This window comes from Paenibacillus sp. VTT E-133291 (assembly GCF_002264395.1).
GTDB lineage: Bacteria > Bacillota > Bacilli > Paenibacillales > Paenibacillaceae > Paenibacillus_AQ > Paenibacillus_AQ nitricinens.
Genome location: NZ_NFVA01000029.1, coordinates 1 through 17706 on the forward strand (window position 1 = coordinate 1; position 17706 = coordinate 17706).

At 45.0% G+C, this 17706-nt stretch carries 15 protein-coding genes and 1 riboswitch; of the genes, 12 read left to right on the top strand and 3 right to left on the bottom strand.

From position 1 onward, the window contains the following. The first annotated feature begins 273 nt into the window (after nt 1-273). The 3 genes from CA598_RS13700 (at nt 274) to dnaI (ending at nt 3376) form a co-directional block, all read left to right on the top strand. A complete protein-coding gene (locus CA598_RS13700) occupies nt 274-570 on the top strand; it encodes a YuiB family protein (RefSeq protein WP_042130887.1) in 297 nt (98 codons plus the stop codon). Between the two features lie 292 nt (nt 571-862). Beyond that, complete coding sequence (locus tag CA598_RS13705) at nt 863-2401, top strand: replication initiation and membrane attachment family protein (protein ID WP_094871645.1); 1539 nt, start codon at nt 863-865, stop codon at nt 2399-2401. A gap of 18 nt (nt 2402-2419) precedes the next feature. Further along, nucleotides 2420-3376: a primosomal protein DnaI gene (gene dnaI, locus CA598_RS13710; RefSeq protein WP_094871647.1), complete on the top strand. Its 957-nt coding sequence runs from the start codon at nt 2420-2422 to the stop codon at nt 3374-3376. Between the two features lie 379 nt (nt 3377-3755). On the opposite strand, the gene CA598_RS13715 is transcribed toward dnaI, so the two are convergent. Next, complete coding sequence (locus tag CA598_RS13715) at nt 3756-3911, bottom strand: YqzM family protein (RefSeq protein ID WP_094871648.1); 156 nt, start codon at nt 3909-3911, stop codon at nt 3756-3758. A 356-nt stretch (nt 3912-4267) separates the two neighbouring features. Between CA598_RS13715 and trxA the strand changes: the two genes are divergently transcribed. Both trxA and uvrC read left to right on the top strand, forming a co-directional pair. After that, nucleotides 4268-4585 (top strand): thioredoxin, encoded by a 318-nt coding sequence (gene trxA, locus CA598_RS13720; RefSeq protein WP_042130884.1) that lies wholly within the window; start codon nt 4268-4270, stop codon nt 4583-4585. Between the two features lie 178 nt (nt 4586-4763). After that, complete coding sequence (uvrC, locus tag CA598_RS13725; protein WP_218832599.1) at nt 4764-6659, top strand: excinuclease ABC subunit UvrC; 1896 nt, start codon at nt 4764-4766, stop codon at nt 6657-6659. Nucleotides 6660-6765: 106 nt separating this feature from the next. On the opposite strand, the gene CA598_RS13730 is transcribed toward uvrC, so the two are convergent. After that, a complete protein-coding gene (locus CA598_RS13730; RefSeq protein WP_094876871.1) occupies nt 6766-8451 on the bottom strand; it encodes a CPBP family intramembrane glutamic endopeptidase in 1686 nt (561 codons plus the stop codon). 314 nt (nt 8452-8765) lie between these two features. Continuing rightward, nucleotides 8766-8947: riboswitch (cyclic di-AMP (ydaO/yuaA leader) on the top strand. A gap of 133 nt (nt 8948-9080) precedes the next feature. On the opposite strand from CA598_RS13730, the gene CA598_RS13735 reads away from it, so the two are divergent. Next, entirely contained in the window at nt 9081-10376 is a 1296-nt protein-coding gene (locus CA598_RS13735) for a TrkH family potassium uptake protein (RefSeq protein WP_094871711.1), read from the top strand. A 13-nt stretch (nt 10377-10389) separates the two neighbouring features. Next, nucleotides 10390-11058, top strand: a complete 669-nt coding sequence (locus CA598_RS13740; RefSeq protein ID WP_094871653.1) for a potassium channel family protein — start codon at nt 10390-10392, stop codon at nt 11056-11058. Nucleotides 11059-11129: 71 nt separating this feature from the next. Here the strand turns inward: CA598_RS13740 and CA598_RS13745 are convergent, their stop codons facing one another. Continuing rightward, nucleotides 11130-12032 (bottom strand): LysR family transcriptional regulator, encoded by a 903-nt coding sequence (locus CA598_RS13745; RefSeq protein WP_094871655.1) that lies wholly within the window; start codon nt 12030-12032, stop codon nt 11130-11132. 402 nt (nt 12033-12434) lie between these two features. On the opposite strand from CA598_RS13745, the gene CA598_RS13750 reads away from it, so the two are divergent. The 5 genes from CA598_RS13750 to CA598_RS13770 all read left to right on the top strand — a co-directional run bounded on the left by CA598_RS13750 (nt 12435) and on the right by CA598_RS13770 (nt 17682). Beyond that, entirely contained in the window at nt 12435-13100 is a 666-nt protein-coding gene (locus tag CA598_RS13750) for a succinate dehydrogenase cytochrome b558 subunit (protein ID WP_094871656.1), read from the top strand. A 68-nt stretch (nt 13101-13168) separates the two neighbouring features. Beyond that, complete coding sequence (sdhA, locus tag CA598_RS13755) at nt 13169-14911, top strand: succinate dehydrogenase flavoprotein subunit (RefSeq protein WP_094871658.1); 1743 nt, start codon at nt 13169-13171, stop codon at nt 14909-14911. Between the two features lie 75 nt (nt 14912-14986). Next, complete coding sequence (sdhB, locus tag CA598_RS13760; RefSeq protein ID WP_042130877.1) at nt 14987-15751, top strand: succinate dehydrogenase iron-sulfur subunit; 765 nt, start codon at nt 14987-14989, stop codon at nt 15749-15751. A 187-nt stretch (nt 15752-15938) separates the two neighbouring features. Beyond that, entirely contained in the window at nt 15939-16730 is a 792-nt protein-coding gene (locus CA598_RS13765) for a DUF3891 family protein (protein WP_094876872.1), read from the top strand. A gap of 19 nt (nt 16731-16749) precedes the next feature. Next, nucleotides 16750-17682 (top strand): metallophosphoesterase, encoded by a 933-nt coding sequence (locus CA598_RS13770; RefSeq protein WP_094876873.1) that lies wholly within the window; start codon nt 16750-16752, stop codon nt 17680-17682. Nucleotides 17683-17706 lie beyond the last annotated feature (24 nt).

Genomic DNA, 17706 nt, shown 5'->3' on the forward strand with positions numbered 1-17706 from the left:
TACGCTTTGTTTTACGAAGCATAAGCTTCGCTTGATACAACGTCGCGTAAAACTAGCTACGAAGCTCCTGCATCATAGACTATGTATGATTTATTAATCTATATGCATTGTATCGCAATCAAGTTGCTTAGAGCAAATGATGACATTCCGTTGTAAGAGTATTAGACCTAATTTTGAATAAAGTTCATTGCTTCGTGACATTTTTTCTAGTAAACTTACTACTAGCTCGTATAAGATGTGCGCTTCTTTATAGAAAGGGGTAGTGACGGTAAGATGGGGTTTATTCCAGTGTTTATCCTAACCGTTTTATTCTTTGTGATGATGTTTGGTATTGGATTTATTCTTAACATGTTAATGAAGACAACCTGGTTTCCCGCTTATCTATTCGTACTTATTATTCTACCCGTCGTAGTCTATTCCATTTGGGATAGAAGCGCGATGTCGCTCTGGGAGCATCTCTCCAGTTTCCACTTTGTTGATTACTTAACTGGTGTCGCTGGTCTTGCAGGTGCTATATTGAGTGGATGGACCATTCAAAAACTGCGCTTTGGCGGTTACAAGATGTTTTAAAGATTTAATCGGAAGACCTGCGGCTCTGATGTGAGAGTCGTTTTTTTGAACATATAAGCTTTTAGTTCTACGCTAAGAATCAATTTTGAAATTCAGCGAGAAACGGAACCTTCCTCTTCCAGAGGACAGCGAAGCCGTTTCTTCTTGTTTAATAGAGGCAGATAATCGTATGAAAAAGCTGATTATATAGCGAAAAGAGTCGGAATTGGTAGTTTATTTACATTTCCGGCGACGTTTTTTATGATAGAATAGAATCCTGTATGAATTCGTGAAAACAAGGGGGTATCCGTAGATGCGCATGAGTAACTTACATCATTTCACCGAACATCATCGGTACTGCGTTTCCCGCGAATTTGGTCTTAGTGTTATAGATGGACGTATGCTTAGCTCTGTGTATCAGCCTATGGTAGGAGCTTTTGCAATCAGTTTCTATCGCTTGCTGGTTGAACATGTGCCAGCAGATAGCATTGGCTATTCTGGAGTGGAGCAGCAGCGCAGATTATTTATGACGCTAGGCGTTGAACCGAATGAGAAAGGCCGCAAATATTTAATAGATCAGGCTTCCCGGTTAGAAGCGGTAGGTCTGCTACAGACCTGTCGAATCTATGTACCGGAAACTGATGATTACTTATATGAATATGAGCTTATGCCGCCGCTATCGCCAGCTGACTTTTTTGCCACTCAGCATTTGACGTTGCTGTTACGCGATAAAATCGGCAAATTTGCTGTGCTGTCATTACGGGAACAATTCTGGAACCGAGAGCCAGAAGAGTGGAGTCGCAGATCCATAGGCAAAGAGAATATCTCCGTGCCTTTTTATGATATTTTTCAACTTAATACACATGTCATTGATTATGAGCTGGAGCAGGCACTTGCAGAAGTAGCCACTGTGCGTCAGCCTGGCATGCGTGAATCTGGAGAACAAGCGATTGGATATAGTGATATTATTTTGCGTTTTCCGCGGGAGTCTGTAAACCGGGCTCATGTAGAAAAATTGCGTTTTGACCATACTCAAATGGGTGTTATTAACTATGTAGCTCATAAGTATGAACTCAGTCCGCAGGATTTATGTCGTCTGCTGGATGAAGATGGCGTGTTCTCACCGGAAGGTGAGGTTATACTGGATGCACTGCAATATAAAGCGAGCCAGCATTTCAGGCAGGATATGAAACGACAAGAAAAGCGTGAAATTGCTGCTGCTAAGGTTGTTTCCATCCGTTCCAGTGCCTCCGAAGAGAATGATGATTCTATAGCGCCTCCGGAGCAGTCTGTAGAGATGGAGTATTATGTAGAAGTACCACCACAATTTTTGTCCAAATGTGACATTCACCAATATAATATGATGCTGCGGAACGAACCATATACGCGGCTGCTTCAAACTTTTTTCCCAGGTGCAGTGCCCAGTCATTTGATGGATATGTTCGAGAAAATAGATTTGAATTATAAGCTAAGCGGTGAAGTAATTAATGTACTTATTCATTATTTAATGACTATGGTAGCCTCAGGTGGAGAACAGCGAATGAATCGCAATTTTGTGGAGGCTATCGCTTCCAATATGCTGGTTAAACAGGTGAACACCTACGAAAAGGCTGTAAAATATATCAGGGATCAGTCCAAAGTGAAAGGCAAGGGAGCTACAACTAACACGGCGGGAGGATCTCGATCACGTTCATATGCCAAAAATACAGGCCGATCTGCTAAACCGGAAATTCCGATTGTGCTGGACGATGGAAGTGCCGGAACGGTATCGGAAGAAGAATTCGCGGCGATGATGAAGAAAGCGGCAGAAATTAAAGCCAGTAAGAAAAAAGGCGTTTCCCAAGCGCCGTAATGAAAGAGAGGTGGAACTATGGAGTCTATGGGCGATGTGCTTCGTTCGATCAACAATCCAACTCTACGGCAGCGTCAACGCGATCTTGAACAGGAGTTATTCAATCATCCACTTGTGAAGGCATTACAGTCTGAACATCCTGAGTTAGACGATTCACGACTGCGGCTTCATATGAGCCGCCTGTATCAATATGTAGAGGAGAGCCGCCACTGTGCGAACTGTCCGGGTCTAGAGAAATGTCCGAATGATTTCCCTGGCCACTTTAGCAAACTTACGGTAGAGAGTGTGAATGGTTCGGCGGACTTATATGAACGCAAGACGGCATGCCGGCTTAAAGTCGCACAGGATAATCAGGATAGCATCCGCAAACGTATCCGTAGCTTTTATGTGGATGAACGTGTGCTTAATGGCGGTTATGACGAGATAGATATTATGGGCAAGGATCCACGCCGTGTCTCGGCGGTTAATAAAATATTTGATTATATTACGAGCGTGAAAGAGGAAGGTCTGACTTCACGCGGGATTTATGTACATGGAACCTTCGGAACGGGTAAAACGTTTCTGATGTGTTACTTGCTTCATGAGCTTGCTGTTGCCGGCTATACTGGAGTTATCGTATATATGCCGGATTTTATCGAGGATTTAAAATCGATTATGATGGACGGCCAGAAGATGAAGGAAACCGTTGATACGCTGAAAAACTGCGATTTACTTATTTTTGATGACATCGGTGCGGAGAATTTGAATCCATGGGCGCGCGATCATGTGCTTGGTGCGATTCTGAATTATCGGATGAACCGTAAACCAACGTTCTATACCTCGAATTATCCACTCGACGGTTTGGAGAAACATCTTAGCTTCACAAGTAAGGATGGCGAGGAAATTTATAAAGGTCAACGTCTGATGGATCGTATTGCTCCTTTTGTGGATGTTATTCCACTGCATGGAGAGAATCAGCGGGGGACGATTAGATAAACTTTAAATATTCATAACCGTAACATTCAAAAGAAAAGCGATTCTCCTTTTATTGGAGGATCGCTTTTCTGCTTGCAGCCTCTGGCTGCCATGGCATACTGACTCTGATGAATAATAAGGGAAATCTTCCCTAAAATGCAGAGATTTTTGCTCATCAGAATACTAATAAGGGAATATCTCCCTAAAATTCAACTGATTCATCAACGAAAACGGATATTCTCCCGATTATTAGGGACAAATTCCCTGATTCCATTCAATTATAGTAATTATCGGCTATTATCAGGGGGATTTTCCCTAATCACCCTTAAAAACAGAAGCCGCCCGATAAGTAGCATTTACTACTTTTGAGACGGCCTCTGTTTATATTGTGATGATTCCCTTACTCCGAAATGAACTTAATGATAACCATGCCGAAAAAGACAACGGTCATAAATGCAGTCATTCCGAAAAATCCGTTCATTAAATCGCCTAGATCATTGCGGGGTTCTTCGTTGATATGTTCTCGTGGGTCCCGTACTTGCGCGTTGACATCCATAGCTTCTGCCTCCTTACAGGGACAATGCCTGTATTGTTAAGATGCAAATTGAGTTGACCATTATGAAATAAGTCATTGACATTTAATGCGCTTTCTTAGAGTATACCGAAAGGCTGGGGAGATTGTAAAGAAAAGAGTAACGTAAATAAAATTAGTTTGAGGGCAATATAATTGTATGTGATATATAACATATCCCTTAAAGATATGTTATACTGGAATTGTGTCGGTAAGTGGTAATTTGGTTATCATATTACATGAACAACTTATTAACTTATATTTTCGGAGTAACTTCCATAAACTAAGCTTTGGTTTAGAATGGAGTAAAGCTTCGTAAAACTTAGAGGAGGAACAATATCATGGCTATCGTGAATGTGTCTGACCAAACCTTCAGTAACGAAGTGGAAGGTCAAGGTACTGTAGTAGTAGACTTCTGGGCTCCTTGGTGTGGTCCTTGTAAGATGATTGCTCCAATCTTGGACGAATTGTCCGCAGAACTGGGAGACAGCGTGAAGATTGCTAAATTGAATGTGGATGAGAATCCGGAAACGGCTTCCCGTTTTGGCGTGATGAGTATCCCAACCCTGATCTTCTTCAAAGACGGTCAACCGGTAGATAAAGTTGTGGGATTGAACTCCAAAGAATCCCTGAAAAATATCGTAGCTAAACATCAATAATTGTTAAATGCTACTGTTCGGGCCTCGGCCCTGCCGCTCAGCGCCTTCGGTTCATTCCGGAGGCGTTTTGTGTGCTGAATGCCAACTAATCATGGGTCCAATTTAGCTGGAGGGGATCATTTTGGACAACATCCGCAATAAACTGGCTCTATTACCCGATCTGCCCGGGTGCTATCTGATGAAGAATGAAGAAGGCACCATTATTTATGTGGGGAAGGCGAAGGTACTTAAGAACCGGGTTCGTTCTTATTTTACAGGCAGTCATAATGGTAAAACGCAGCGGCTTGTCGCTAACATTGCTGATTTCGAATATATTGTTACGTCCAGCAACATGGAAGCGCTCATTCTCGAGTGCAATCTGATTAAGAAGCATATGCCGCGTTATAACGTGCTTCTGAAGGACGATAAGACATTTCCTTATATTAAAATAACGAATGAAACTCACCCTCGGCTTGAAGTCACACGCCGGGTGATTAAAGATAAAGCAAAATATTTCGGCCCTTATCCTAACGGTTATGCTGCACAGCAAACGAAAAAGCTCCTTGATCGTATGTATCCGCTCCGTAAATGTGGCGTAATGCCAAAGGAAGTCTGTCTTTACTATCACATGGGCCAATGCTTGGCGCCGTGCGAGAAGGAAGTGCAGAAATCCGAGTATGAGCAGATTACGCAAGATATCGCTGCTTTTCTGAGCGGAGGTCATGATGCGGTTAAGAAGGATCTACAGCAGAAGATGCAGGAAGCTGCTGAGGAATTATATTTTGAACGGGCAAAGGAACTGCGGGATCAAATTATCCATATTGATGCATTGATGGAGAAACAGAAGATTAACACCACAGATACTAAGGATCGGGACGTATTTGGTTATGCGGTAGACAAGGGATGGATGTGTGTACAGATTCTGTACATGAGACAAGGGAAGATGATTCAGCGCCACTCCTCTGTCTTTCCATTTTATGGGGAAGCCTATAGTGACTTTATGTCTTATGTGACGCAGTATTACAGTGATAATCCTGCTCTGCCGCAGGAGATTCTTCTGCCGGATGTGCTTGATGAGGAAGCAGTGGCTGATAAAGAAGCTAAACCGGCGATTGTCATTGCCGCTCCAGCCGAAGAAGATCTGCTAAAGGGGGAAGATACCCCTGAATCGCCTGAAGAAGTTGAGGCCCGTGAAATGGCCGCTGCTGAAGCATCAGCAGCAGGTGTTGTTGATGCTGCAGGTGGCGCCTCTATTCTCCAGGAGTGGCTCGGCACCAAAGTACTAGTGCCGCAGCGTGGCCTCAAGAAGCAGATGGTCGGTATGGCCTGCCAAAATGCAACAGTCGCAATCGACGAGAAGTTCCGGCTTATTGAACGAGATGAAGTACGTACCTCTGGTGCTGCAATGAGCTTGGGCGAGAGCTTGGGGCTCGAACGCTTAAGCCGGATCGAGGCGTTCGATAACTCGAATATTCAAGGGACTAATCCGGTCTCTGCGATGGTTGTCTTCATTGATGGCAAGCCCGCACGAAAAGAGTATCGTAAATATAAGGTTCGTACGGTTGTGGGTGCGGATGATTATGGAACGATGCGCGAGGTCATCAGGCGTCGGTACGAACGGGTGCTGAAAGAGAACCTGCCGATACCGGATCTTATTGTAGTCGATGGTGGTAAAGGGCAGATATCTTCAGCGATTGATATTCTGGAGAATGAGCTGGGGTTATTCATTCCGGTCTGTGGTCTCGTTAAGGATGATAAGCATAAGACGGCTCAGCTTTTGGTTGGAGATCCGCCGGAACCCGTCGCTTTGGCTCGTGATAGTCAGGAATTTTATCTGTTGCAACGGATTCAGGATGAGGTCCATAGATTCGCCATCACCTTCCACCGTGAACAACGTGGGAAGTCCATGGTTACTTCTAAACTGGATTCCATACCAGGTATAGGCGAGAAGCGGCGCAAGGCGCTGCTTAAGCATTTCGGATCGCTAAAGAAAATTAAAGAAGCCTCCATAGAGGATTTCAAATCACTTTCTATTGGCGAAAAGCTGGCTAGTCAAATTCTTGAGGCACTCAAGGATGAAGAGCCATCATCATAGGCATCAGAAACGCAGGAAAGATGTATACGTAAATATAAAAAGATGTCATAGCAGATTTTCTGCTATGACATCTTTTTTCATGATCGGGTGTCTCACCGTTACTTCTTTAACCTACAGATGTAGGTTCAACCGGCTTAGGTTCTGATTTTTGCGGCGGGTTAAACCGATAGACGATGTAGGCCACTATGAACGGCATGATAATCGCGAAGATACCAGCCCCTACATTCACGCTTTCCTTCATAAAGATCAGCGTAGCGCCCATCAGAATGCTGTCAAACACGACGTGACTGAACATGACGGCAATAAAGCCGTAACGAAGGAAAATATAGCTAAAGAGCAAACCGATCACGGTCAGCTCAATGGGACGGGAACTGATGGGATAGATCGGATACAAAGTATGGCCAAACGCCCAAACCAGCGTGGTGATCAGGCTAGCAATGAACGTGCTACGGAATACTTTTTTCAACATAGGGATTCCAAAAAAACGATAAATAGCTTCCTCGGATAAACCTGCGAGCCATGCAACGATGGGCAGCAGCCAAGCATATCTCATGTTGTAAGGAGATTGAGTGGCGTCAGTAGTGGACCAGTTCTGCAAGGTAAATGATAATACGATGAACATAAGGGTCTGCACCCCTAGCAGCACGAATGCCCAGACGTATCCAGCCCGGATACTATCCAGCACATATTTTCCATAGCCAGGCTCTTTAGCGCGAGGCCATGGGTTCATCCCCTCTTCTTTTTTCCATAGGCCGTCCCCTCCAACTAAAGAAAAATATAGCAAGGAGGACATTAGGAGGCTATATAAGGCATAAATGATGAACATAATGACGGAAGTTATCTGAGCCTCGAGTCCTTCGCCGGAGGATTCAGGAAGCATATTATAGGTGCTGATCATCATGATTACAAAATAAGCTGAGCTTAGGAATATTCCGCGCTTAAAGGAAGTATGTTCTCTTCTAAGTATGCTGTAGATGAGTGCCAGAATTCCTAAAGCTAAAGTAGGCAGACCGTAGCCGAATAAAGTAAGCTTTTCTGCGAGAGAGGTCTGATCCTTTACATATGAGGTATGCCAGGCTGGAGCGGTGAATCCTGCTTTAAAGCTGGATACCTGTTCGCCAGTGAAATCGAAATAATAGTGTAGTAAGGATTCGCCAACCTGAACGGAACGATCTGTATACACAAGCCCATAGTTTCCCGTATTTGATTCAATTTGCAATTTGGCGGGATTCACCCCCCATTCCTGAAGCCAAGGTCGGGCAAGATTTTCTTTTTGGGCTAGAGACAAGTCAGTTCCCTTGTCCTCTTCTTTTGCACTAGTGGATACATTGCTTGGTGACCCTGCAGATGATCCTTCTACTCCTTGTTTGAAGGCGACAATCACGCCAGTATACATATTGAGGTCAACGGTGATTAGCGGCTCTTGTTCCGCTGAAGGACTAAGTGTTACACGGAAAATGTCAAAAGGATATCGTTGATCCAGCTTCTTCTTTGTATAGTCCTCCAAAAGCTTCTCGCGGGACATATAACCATAAAAGGAAGAATCCGTATCATAGAGTACATTCCACTGATCATTTGGTGCTTTGGTGTAGTTTAGCTTTTGTTCTGCAAATGATATCGCTTTGTCGCGGGCTTCCGCCTTGCTGATGACAGTAGTATCTTCCCCCACGGGGCTATTTAGCACTGAGGGAGCAATCTGAAACATAATAAATAGAATAAGACCGATAATGCCCGAGATGATGAGCCTCTTGGAGAGGGCACGTTGCTGTAAGGGCTGGCCGACGGGATTCATGTAACGCCTCCTTGTAAATTGACAATGTTATGTTCCATTATAGTATTAGTGCCATGATAGTTACAAAAATCATCGTACATTCTTTTTATGGGTAATAGAGATATTATAGAATAGGTATCTGAATATATACCATGAATTTAAAGTGATCATTTCTTCATTTTTCATGAAAATCGATGCAATTGCAGGGAAAACACGGAAAAGTGATGAGAAAAGGTACTCCTACTGGTACATCCTCTCCAAACCGCATTTTTCATATGAATCACCATTAATAGTGTCTTTGTGATTTATCGAAATAACATATATAATTTGTATGCAATTGTATATAGCCGAATTTCAGGTGAAAACGGGGGAACCACAGGAAGTAATGAAAAGATGAGTATACACCATAGGCGGTGTCTTTATTCATCAGGGGTGAATTTCGTTCTAGGAACGAATAGGGCAGCCTGCACAGTCCGAATCCGTCAGCTAACCTCGTAGGCTAATTTACTGCAGGAACCAAGGGTAGCATTGGTTTTCCAGTGCTTTTTTTGTTGGAATTCTTTAAATTTAGATAAGAGGGTGACGTAGTGGCTTCACAGTTTCGCAGGGTTTCTGAATCAAAGTTTCTGAAGCTTTCTCCGCCTCAGATTATGGTGCTTGGTTTTGCATCGATCATTCTGATTGGAGCCTTGCTGCTTATGCTTCCCATTTCGAGTACCAGCGGGAATGCTGTGAGTTTTATTGATGCGTTGTTTACTGCAACATCGGCCACCTGTGTGACAGGACTTGTGGTGCTGGACACCGGGACGACATTCACCATTTTTGGGAAAACCGTAATTATGGTGCTTATCCAGGTTGGTGGCTTAGGGTTTATGACAATGGCGACCTTATTTGCCATGATGATGAAACGCAAAATTTCCTTGCGGGACAGACTGATCCTTCAGGAAGCCATGAACCAAGGCTCTATGGAGGGGATTGTTCGACTGATCCGTAGAGTACTTATTTATTCTTTGGTCATCGAAGGCTGTGCAGCGGTGCTTCTGTCCTTACGCTGGGCGTTTGATATGCCACTGGGAAAGGCCATTTATTTTGGAATATTTCATGCGGTGTCTATGTTTAATAATGCTGGATTTGATATTTTCGGGGATTTCCGGAGTTTAACCGATTATGTATATGACCCGCTTGTGAACATCGTGGTGATGTTTCTGATTGTCTCTGGCGGGATTGGTTTTATTGTCATGTCGGATCTGGTGGAGTTTCGTGTCAAACGTAAATTATCTTTGCATAGCAAAGTTGTACTCTCCACCACGGCAGGGCTTATTCTTATCGGCGCTTTGGTTATTTTTATATTCGAATTTACAAATCAGCGCACTCTGGGTAATCTGAATTTTGGCGGCAAAATATTATCGGCATTCTTTCAGTCTGTATCGCCCCGAACCGCTGGCGCCAACACGGTGGATATTGCCGGACTGCGGCAAGCCTCACAGTTCTTTATGGTTATCCTTATGTTTATTGGTGCATCACCGGGCTCAACGGGTGGCGGGGTCAAGACTACGACCTTTACCATTATGATTGGTGCAGTAATCGCGATGCTGCGCGGGCGTGAAGATGTTGTGCTGTTCCGTTACCGATTGGCGCAGGAGCGTATCTATAAAGCGTTGACGTTAACTTTACTGGCTTTACTATTGGTCCTTTCTGTATCAATGTTACTGTCCACAACAGAGGATAGTAATTTCTTAGCAATATTATTTGAGACGACCTCAGCCTTTGCTACGGTGGGACTAAGTATGGGGCTTACACCTGAACTGTCTGTTATCGGCAAGATTCTGATTTGTCTGACGATGTTTGCGGGTCGCCTAGGTCCATTAACATTAGTGTATGCGCTAGGACCAAAACAGGGTAAACCATTGTATAAGCACCCAGAAGGTAAAATAATTATTGGATAGGAGTTAATCCGAAATGAAAGCACAGCAATTTGTAGTAATCGGCTTAGGCCGCTTCGGTTCAAGTCTTGCGCTTGAACTGATGGAAATGGGCTACGAGGTGCTCGGCATCGATCACCAAGAGGAGCGCGTGGAGGATATGAGCGATCATCTGACGCATGCGGTAGTGGCTGATGCTACAGATGAAGGAATTATGCGCTCGCTTGGCGTACGGAACTTTGACTGTGGGATTGTTGCGATTGGTGACAATATGGAACGAAGCATTCTGGCGGCGATATTGTTAAAAGAGATCGGAGTCAAGCAAGTAGTAGCCAAGGCGATCTCGATCCTTCATGGTCGTGCGTTGTCTAGGCTGGGTGTGGACAGGGTTATTTTTCCAGAGCGGGATATGGGCATTCGTGTAGCGCATCAGCTCGTGACACCCAATTTGCTGGATTATATTGAACTTTCCAAGGATTATAAAATCGTCGAGCTAACCGTTCCGTCTTGCATGAACGGGAAAAGCTTATCAGATTTAAATACAAGAGCAAAATATGGCTGCAGTATTGTTGCCCTGAACCGGGAAAGTGGAATAATAGTGGCTCCAACGGCACATGATCATCTGAGTGAGGGAGACGTTATGGTACTCATTGGTTCTAATGAAAGTATTGATCGATTTGAGGATGAAGTTGTAAACCAGGATTAAATAGATAATTCCTCCGTCCTTTACATAGGACGGAGGGATTTTTTTAATTAAGATTGCACGCAGAGTATGTACTATACCTCTCGTTCCGTCAGAAACATCTCTTCTGTGACCTGCACGAGGCTGCGGGCCGCTGTGCTCAGGCTTCCATCGTCACGGTAAATCAGACAGGTAGTTCGCTGAGTCTGCTCCAGCTCCTTAATATGCAGAGATACCAGCCCACCGCCGTTTAACAGCTGCGGACGCAGATAAGACTTGGGCAGTAAGGCTGCCACATTGACTGTCGGCAGCAGCCGCACGATGGCTTCGAAGGAGTCAATCTCCATACGTACGTCCGGATCAATCCCGCAGCGCTGGAACAGATCGTCTGTTAGACGGCGGTACCAGGTGCCTTTGGAGAAGAGGATCATCGGCAGTCGGGACAGATCATTCATGGTTAGCTTAGAAGCATAATTCAGAGGATGATGCTCAGAGACAACCAGTCGAAGCTGATCCTCAAACAAAGAAATACAGCGCAGTCCAGGCTCTTGAATAGAGGATGCGATCAGACCTATATCTGACTTTCCTTCACTGACAGAGGAGACAATCTCATGCGTTCGGCCGGTGATTAGCTTTAACTCCGAAGTCGGGTATTTCTCCATATATGCGTTAACTAGTGGAGGCAGAGTGGTCTGCAGTGAGGTAAGTGAAGCCCCTAAGGTGACCAGCTTAGGCTCGCCTTCTTTGTATTTAGACAAAGCCTCCAGAAATTTAGAGCGCTGCTGCCGTTGTTCAAGTGCGTAGGAATAAGTAAGACGCCCAACCTCGGTTAACTCCAGGCGCTTGCCGTAACGATTAAATAGCGCGACACCCAGCCGTTCTTCCAGCTTGGAGATTTTACGAGATAAGGCAGGTTGGGACAGATTGAGCTGGCGGGAGGCCCGATTCAAGCTGGAGTGCTCCACAACCGCTGCAAAAACATCTAAATCGTCAAACATATTTAGGTTCCTCTCGTAGTGCAATCTATAAACAGTAGTGACGAAATTCATAGCCATGAAGATAATACTTCTTGCTCCATAAGGAAATAAAAGATTTGTCGGAAAATGTTGTCTTTCTAAATGAGAATTATTATCATATAAAATCTATTCTTATGCGTTTATTGTATAACGTTTAATAATTAGATTGCAATTCCCTTATAAGGGAAAAAGGAGTAACATGAAAAGTGACACAAGATATTCACATTTTGTGAAAAAGAAAACAAAGTCCGGGAACCCAAGGATAGCGGTAAAATATAGACGTTCTGTCATTACATAGTCTACGTTATCCTGTGTCAAATGTAGTTCCGGCGGTGAATACACAATAATGAAAACGCTGTTTTAATCGGAAAGGGGTTACTTTGTATGAAAGGATTTTATTCCAGAAAGATTCATTCCTTGCTAGGCGTTATCCCGCTTGGAGCTTTCTTCATTGAGCACATGATGACGAATTTTGCGGCTGTAGAGGGTGGCGCTTCCGGTTTCACTGACAGCGTGATATGGCTGAATAGCCTGCCGCTTGTCTTCTTCCTGGAATTGTTCGGTATATGGCTTCCTCTGCTGTACCATGGCGTATACGGACTGTATATTGCGTATCAATCCAAGCCGAACTTGAACCGTTTCAACATTGAAAGAAACTGGCGTTATACGCTGCAACGCATTACAGGAATTATTACCTTTATCTTTATAGTCTGGCATTTGTTCCAAACCCGGGTTCAGGTGGCAGTCGGTAGTGTGGAGCATGAAGAATTAGGGGGTCTGATGCATGATATCGTGACTCAACCACTGATGTTGACACTGTACATTATCGGTATCGTTGCAGCATGCTTTCACTTCTCCAATGGTATATGGTCTTTCTTGATCAGCTGGGGAATCACGGTAGGACCTCGTTCACAGCGGGTATCCTCTTACCTTTGTCTCGGTATATTTGTTCTTGTAACGTTTATGTTCCTCATTTCGCTAGTCACTTTCCGTGATGCTGAATTTCAAAGTGCAGCTTCCATAGCTCAGTCCATAAAGACTTTCATCTAAGTAATTGCCCTCTCAGGACTACATTCCAGAATCCTTTCTGATATTTTCGATAAAGGGAGTGAACTATCATGGCAACAGCAAATATCATTATTGTGGGCGGCGGTCTGGCCGGCCTGATGGCTACCATCAAGGCAGCGGAGTCCGGTGCACATGTTCATTTATTCTCATTAGTTCCTGTAAAAAGATCACACTCCGTTTGTGCGCAAGGCGGCATCAACGGTGCAGTAAATACGAAAGGGGAGGGCGACTCCCCTTGGGAGCATTTCGACGATACCGTTTATGGCGGTGACTTCCTGGCGAATCAGCCACCAGTCAAGGCGATGTGTGAAGCAGCACCGGGTATCATTCACCTTATGGACCGGATGGGTGTAATGTTTAACCGTACACCTGAAGGGTTACTCGACTTCCGTCGTTTCGGCGGAACGAAACGTCACCGCACTGCATTTGCTGGCGCAACGACAGGCCAACAGCTTTTGTATGCACTGGATGAGCAAGTGCGCCGCTGGGAGTCTGAAGGTCTTGTAACGAAACGTGAGAACTGGGAATTTCTCTCGGCCATCATCGACGACGAAGGTGTATGCCGCGGCATAAGTGCCCAGAATCTCAAGACGATGGAGATTGAGACTTTTCCCGCAGACGCAGTTATTTTAGCTAGCGGAGGTCCGGGTATTATTTTTGGTAAAACAACGAACTCCGTAATTAATACGGGCACAGCCGCAAGTGCGGTGTACCAACAGGGCGTACATTATGCCAACGGAGAATTTATACAGATTCACCCAACGGCTATTCCAGGAGATGACAAGCTCCGCTTAATGTCGGAATCAGCACGTGGTGAAGGCGGCCGTATCTGGACTTATAAAGATGGAAAGCCGTGGTATTTCCTTGAAGAGAAATATCCGGCCTATGGTAACTTGGTGCCGCGCGATATTGCTACACGTGAGATTTTTAATGTGTGTGTGGATCAAGGGCTGGGTATTAATGGTGAGAATATGGTGTATTTGGACCTCTCTCACAAGGACCCGAAAGAACTGGACGTAAAGCTTGGCGGGATTATTGAAATTTACGAAAAATTCATGGGAGATGATCCCCGTAAAATACCGATGAAAATCTTCCCGGCTGTGCACTATTCTATGGGCGGTATGTGGGTTGATTACAACCAAATGACAAACATTCCTGGTCTGTTTGCGGCAGGCGAATGTGAATATCAATATCATGGAGCGAATCGCTTAGGCGCTAACTCTCTGGTATCTGCTATTTACGGTGGTATGGTTGCTGGACCAAAGGCTGTTGAATACATTAAAGGTTTGAAGAAATCATCACAAGATATCTCTTCTTCCGTATATGACAGCTTCCACAAAAAGCAGACAGACAAATATGAGTCTCTGTTAGCGATGTCAGGTACAGAGAACGCTTATGTGATTCATAAGGAACTGGGCGAATGGATGACCGCCAATATGACGGTTGTACGGCACAATCCGAAGCTGGAAGCGACCATTGGCAAAATCAAAGAGCTTAAAGCACGCTATCGCAATATCAATATGAACGATACGTCACGCTGGAATAACCAAGGAGTGGCATTCACCCGTCAGCTGTGGAACATGCTGGAGCTGTCCGAAGCGATGACACTGGGAGCGCTTATGCGCAATGAGAGCCGCGGCGCTCATTACAAGCCGGAATTCCCGGATCGTAATGATGAGGAATTCTTGAAGACCACGAAAGCTGCCTGGACTGCAGACGGTCCGCAAATCTCTTACGACGAAGTCGATGTCTCACTGATCCCTCCGCGGGTCCGTGATTATTCGAAGGATTAATCTTTCCCAGCAGTGAAACAGCTTGCGAGGCAAGCTTAATGAAATAAAATTAGGCAATTTGAGGAGGGAACCATTATGGCGGAAACTGCTACAGCTCCCAAAAACGTAAAGTTTATCATCACCCGCCAGGACGATCCACAAAGCTCATCTTATGTTGAGGAATTTGAGCTTCCTTATCGTCCGGGTATGAATGTAATCAGTGCTTTGATGGAAATTCAGCGTAATCCTGTGAATGCCAAAGGTGACAGCACCGTTCCGGTATGCTGGGATTCCAACTGTCTAGAAGAGGTATGCGGAGCTTGCTCGATGGTGATCAACGGCAAACCCCGCCAAGCCTGCGCAGCGCTTATAGACAATCTGGAGCAACCTGTACGCATTGAGCCAATGAAGACATTTCCGGTGGTGCGTGACTTAGTGATTGACCGGACTCGGATGTTCAATGCACTGAAACGAGTAAAGGCCTGGATTCCGATCGATGGTACGTATGACCTTGGGCCGGGACCACGGATGCCGGAGAAGAAACGGCAGTGGGCTTATGAATTATCTAAGTGTATGACTTGCGGCGTATGCTTGGAGGCTTGTCCGAATGTCAACGAGAAGACGGATTTCATCGGACCCGCAGCCATCTCTCAAGTACGCCTGTTCAATGCTCATCCTACGGGCGAAATGAATGCTGATGAAAGATTGGACGCATTGATGGAAGATGGCGGTATTGACGGCTGTGGTAACTCACAGAACTGTGTACGCGCTTGTCCAAAAGGGATTCCTCTGACTACCTCCATTGCAGAAATTAATAAGCAGACGACAAAACATATGTTCAAACGCTGGTTAGGTGTGTAATAAGTAGTACCGCCAGATCTTTAATATCGAGCTATCCTCAATGGTGGATTTTTATTCGCTGAGGATAGCTTTTTTGTTTATAATTGGTAGGGAATAGGAAATTGTCTAGATCAGAAGAATGAATAGCATATGCTATAATATCCATTGTTAACGTACGTTAGGTGTGGAACAACAGGGAGGAATAATCGTGATTTGTCGGGAGCATGATGGAGCAATTGTAATGGTTAAACAGCATGATCACGGGAAGTTAGCTGGAGAGCTTGCCATTTGGTTCAAGGAAGAGCATGTGCCAGAAGAAGGACTCCGGGATGAGGTGCTTTGGGCGGTAGCTGAACATGACCGGGGCTGGATTGATCTGGATGAGACGCCCTTTTGGAACGATGCGGAGAGCGCGCCTTACACCTTTATTGATTTTCCTGTGGTACCGAAGCTGACCTTTTATAAGCGAGGACTTGATGAGATCGAAGAGCGAACACCCTATGGAGCGCTTCTGTGCAGCTTGCATTTTGAACGACTCATTAAGATTTCGGGACTGGATAATCCAGAACTGAAATTGTATCAAGCGCATGAAGCGGAACGTAGATCCCGTATTCACCGAGCGCTGGAAGTATCCAAACCGATTGGTGAGGATGAACTGTATTATGATGCTCGTCTTTTAGAATTCTGCGATGATTTATCTTTATATTTGGCTTTAAATGAGCCGGGTAGCCCGAAATCTGAGGAGCATCCATGGTGGCGTGAAGGGTTTTCTGGCAGTGAAGATTTCAGTTTTACGTCAGGTCGTACGATAACCGTGGAGTGGAAAGATAAGTCAACGTTAATTCTGGATCCTTTTCCCTTTAAGAAGACGGTGGAAGTAGCCTTTATGATGAAACGAGTCCCAAAAACAGAAATTGCTAAGAGAGGCATCGCATCCGCATACAGTGATACGCCAGAGGAAGAATGTAGAATTGTACTAACGGCTCTAAACGAAAGCTGAAGGGAAGGAGAAACTCCGTATGAAGATACAATCGTCTGGGGCTTCTCCCAATAAGAAAAATAAAGACACTCACTCTAGCACCTCTGAACGTCGATCTAAGGGCAAGACAACGATGACCCGCCGGCAATTCCTTGTTCGAGGTGCGGCTACTGTAATCGGCGCAGGCTTGCTCACAAGTGGTTACGCTTGGCAAGGGGAGCCCAACTGGATTCAGGTTACTAAGCTGAAATTGTCCTTCAAAGATATTCCCTCTGCTTTTTCAGGCATGAAGGTTGTCCATTTCAGTGATACTCACCTTGGGTTTAATAAGGATGCCCGTGATCTGGCTCGACTTGCAGAGCGTATAGCTAAGGAGGAACCCGATCTTATATGTTTTACAGGTGACATCGTGGACAGCAACCCTGAGGATCTTGTAGATGCCATACCTGTATTGGCAGAGCTGAGTGCTTCTCTAGGAAAATATGCGGTGCTAGGCAACCATGATTTCAAGAATACGAAGCGGATTATCGAGTTGTTTACATCAGCTGGATTCCGGGTGCTAAGGAATGATTCTTATCTTCTAAAAAGAGGCGGAGCAGTTATGGCTGTGACCGGGCTGGATGATCTGCTGCATGGTGAGCCTGACCCTGTGAAGGCACTCAGGGGTGTGCCTGCAGGAACCTTTACCGTTCTGATGATGCATGAACCGGATTATGCTGATATAGCACAGGCTCATTCATTTCACCTGCAGCTATCCGGGCACAGCCATGGGGGACAGATTCGCCTGCCGTTTGTAGGTGCTCCATTCACCCCTTATGGGTCTCAAAAGTACATAAATGGATTGTATTATACAGATACCAAGCGCATGCCAGTGTATGTGAATAGAGGTTTCGGCGAAACAGTCATGCCTTTTCGGTTTCTATGTAGGCCTGAATTAACGGTGCTGACATTGCATCATTCAACGGATGAATAGGCTGATATTTTAGCTGCATGGAGG

Excerpts from the sequence above, each read along its gene's own strand:
- CA598_RS13700 (WP_042130887.1), top strand. The coding sequence starts at position 274 with ATGGGGTTTATTCCAGTGTTTATCCTAACCGTTTTATTCTTTGTGATG.
- CA598_RS13705 (WP_094871645.1), top strand. The coding sequence starts at position 863 with ATGCGCATGAGTAACTTACATCATTTCACCGAACATCATCGGTACTGC.
- dnaI (WP_094871647.1), top strand. The coding sequence starts at position 2,420 with ATGGAGTCTATGGGCGATGTGCTTCGTTCGATCAACAATCCAACTCTA.
- CA598_RS13715 (WP_094871648.1), bottom strand. The coding sequence starts at position 3,911 with ATGGATGTCAACGCGCAAGTACGGGACCCACGAGAACATATCAACGAA.
- trxA (WP_042130884.1), top strand. The coding sequence starts at position 4,268 with ATGGCTATCGTGAATGTGTCTGACCAAACCTTCAGTAACGAAGTGGAA.
- uvrC (WP_218832599.1), top strand. The coding sequence starts at position 4,764 with ATGAAGAATGAAGAAGGCACCATTATTTATGTGGGGAAGGCGAAGGTA.
- CA598_RS13730 (WP_094876871.1), bottom strand. The coding sequence starts at position 8,451 with ATGAATCCCGTCGGCCAGCCCTTACAGCAACGTGCCCTCTCCAAGAGG.
- CA598_RS13735 (WP_094871711.1), top strand. The coding sequence starts at position 9,081 with ATGGTGCTTGGTTTTGCATCGATCATTCTGATTGGAGCCTTGCTGCTT.
- CA598_RS13740 (WP_094871653.1), top strand. The coding sequence starts at position 10,390 with ATGAAAGCACAGCAATTTGTAGTAATCGGCTTAGGCCGCTTCGGTTCA.
- CA598_RS13745 (WP_094871655.1), bottom strand. The coding sequence starts at position 12,032 with ATGTTTGACGATTTAGATGTTTTTGCAGCGGTTGTGGAGCACTCCAGC.
- CA598_RS13750 (WP_094871656.1), top strand. The coding sequence starts at position 12,435 with ATGAAAGGATTTTATTCCAGAAAGATTCATTCCTTGCTAGGCGTTATC.
- sdhA (WP_094871658.1), top strand. The coding sequence starts at position 13,169 with ATGGCAACAGCAAATATCATTATTGTGGGCGGCGGTCTGGCCGGCCTG.
- sdhB (WP_042130877.1), top strand. The coding sequence starts at position 14,987 with ATGGCGGAAACTGCTACAGCTCCCAAAAACGTAAAGTTTATCATCACC.
- CA598_RS13770 (WP_094876873.1), top strand. The coding sequence starts at position 16,750 with ATGAAGATACAATCGTCTGGGGCTTCTCCCAATAAGAAAAATAAAGAC.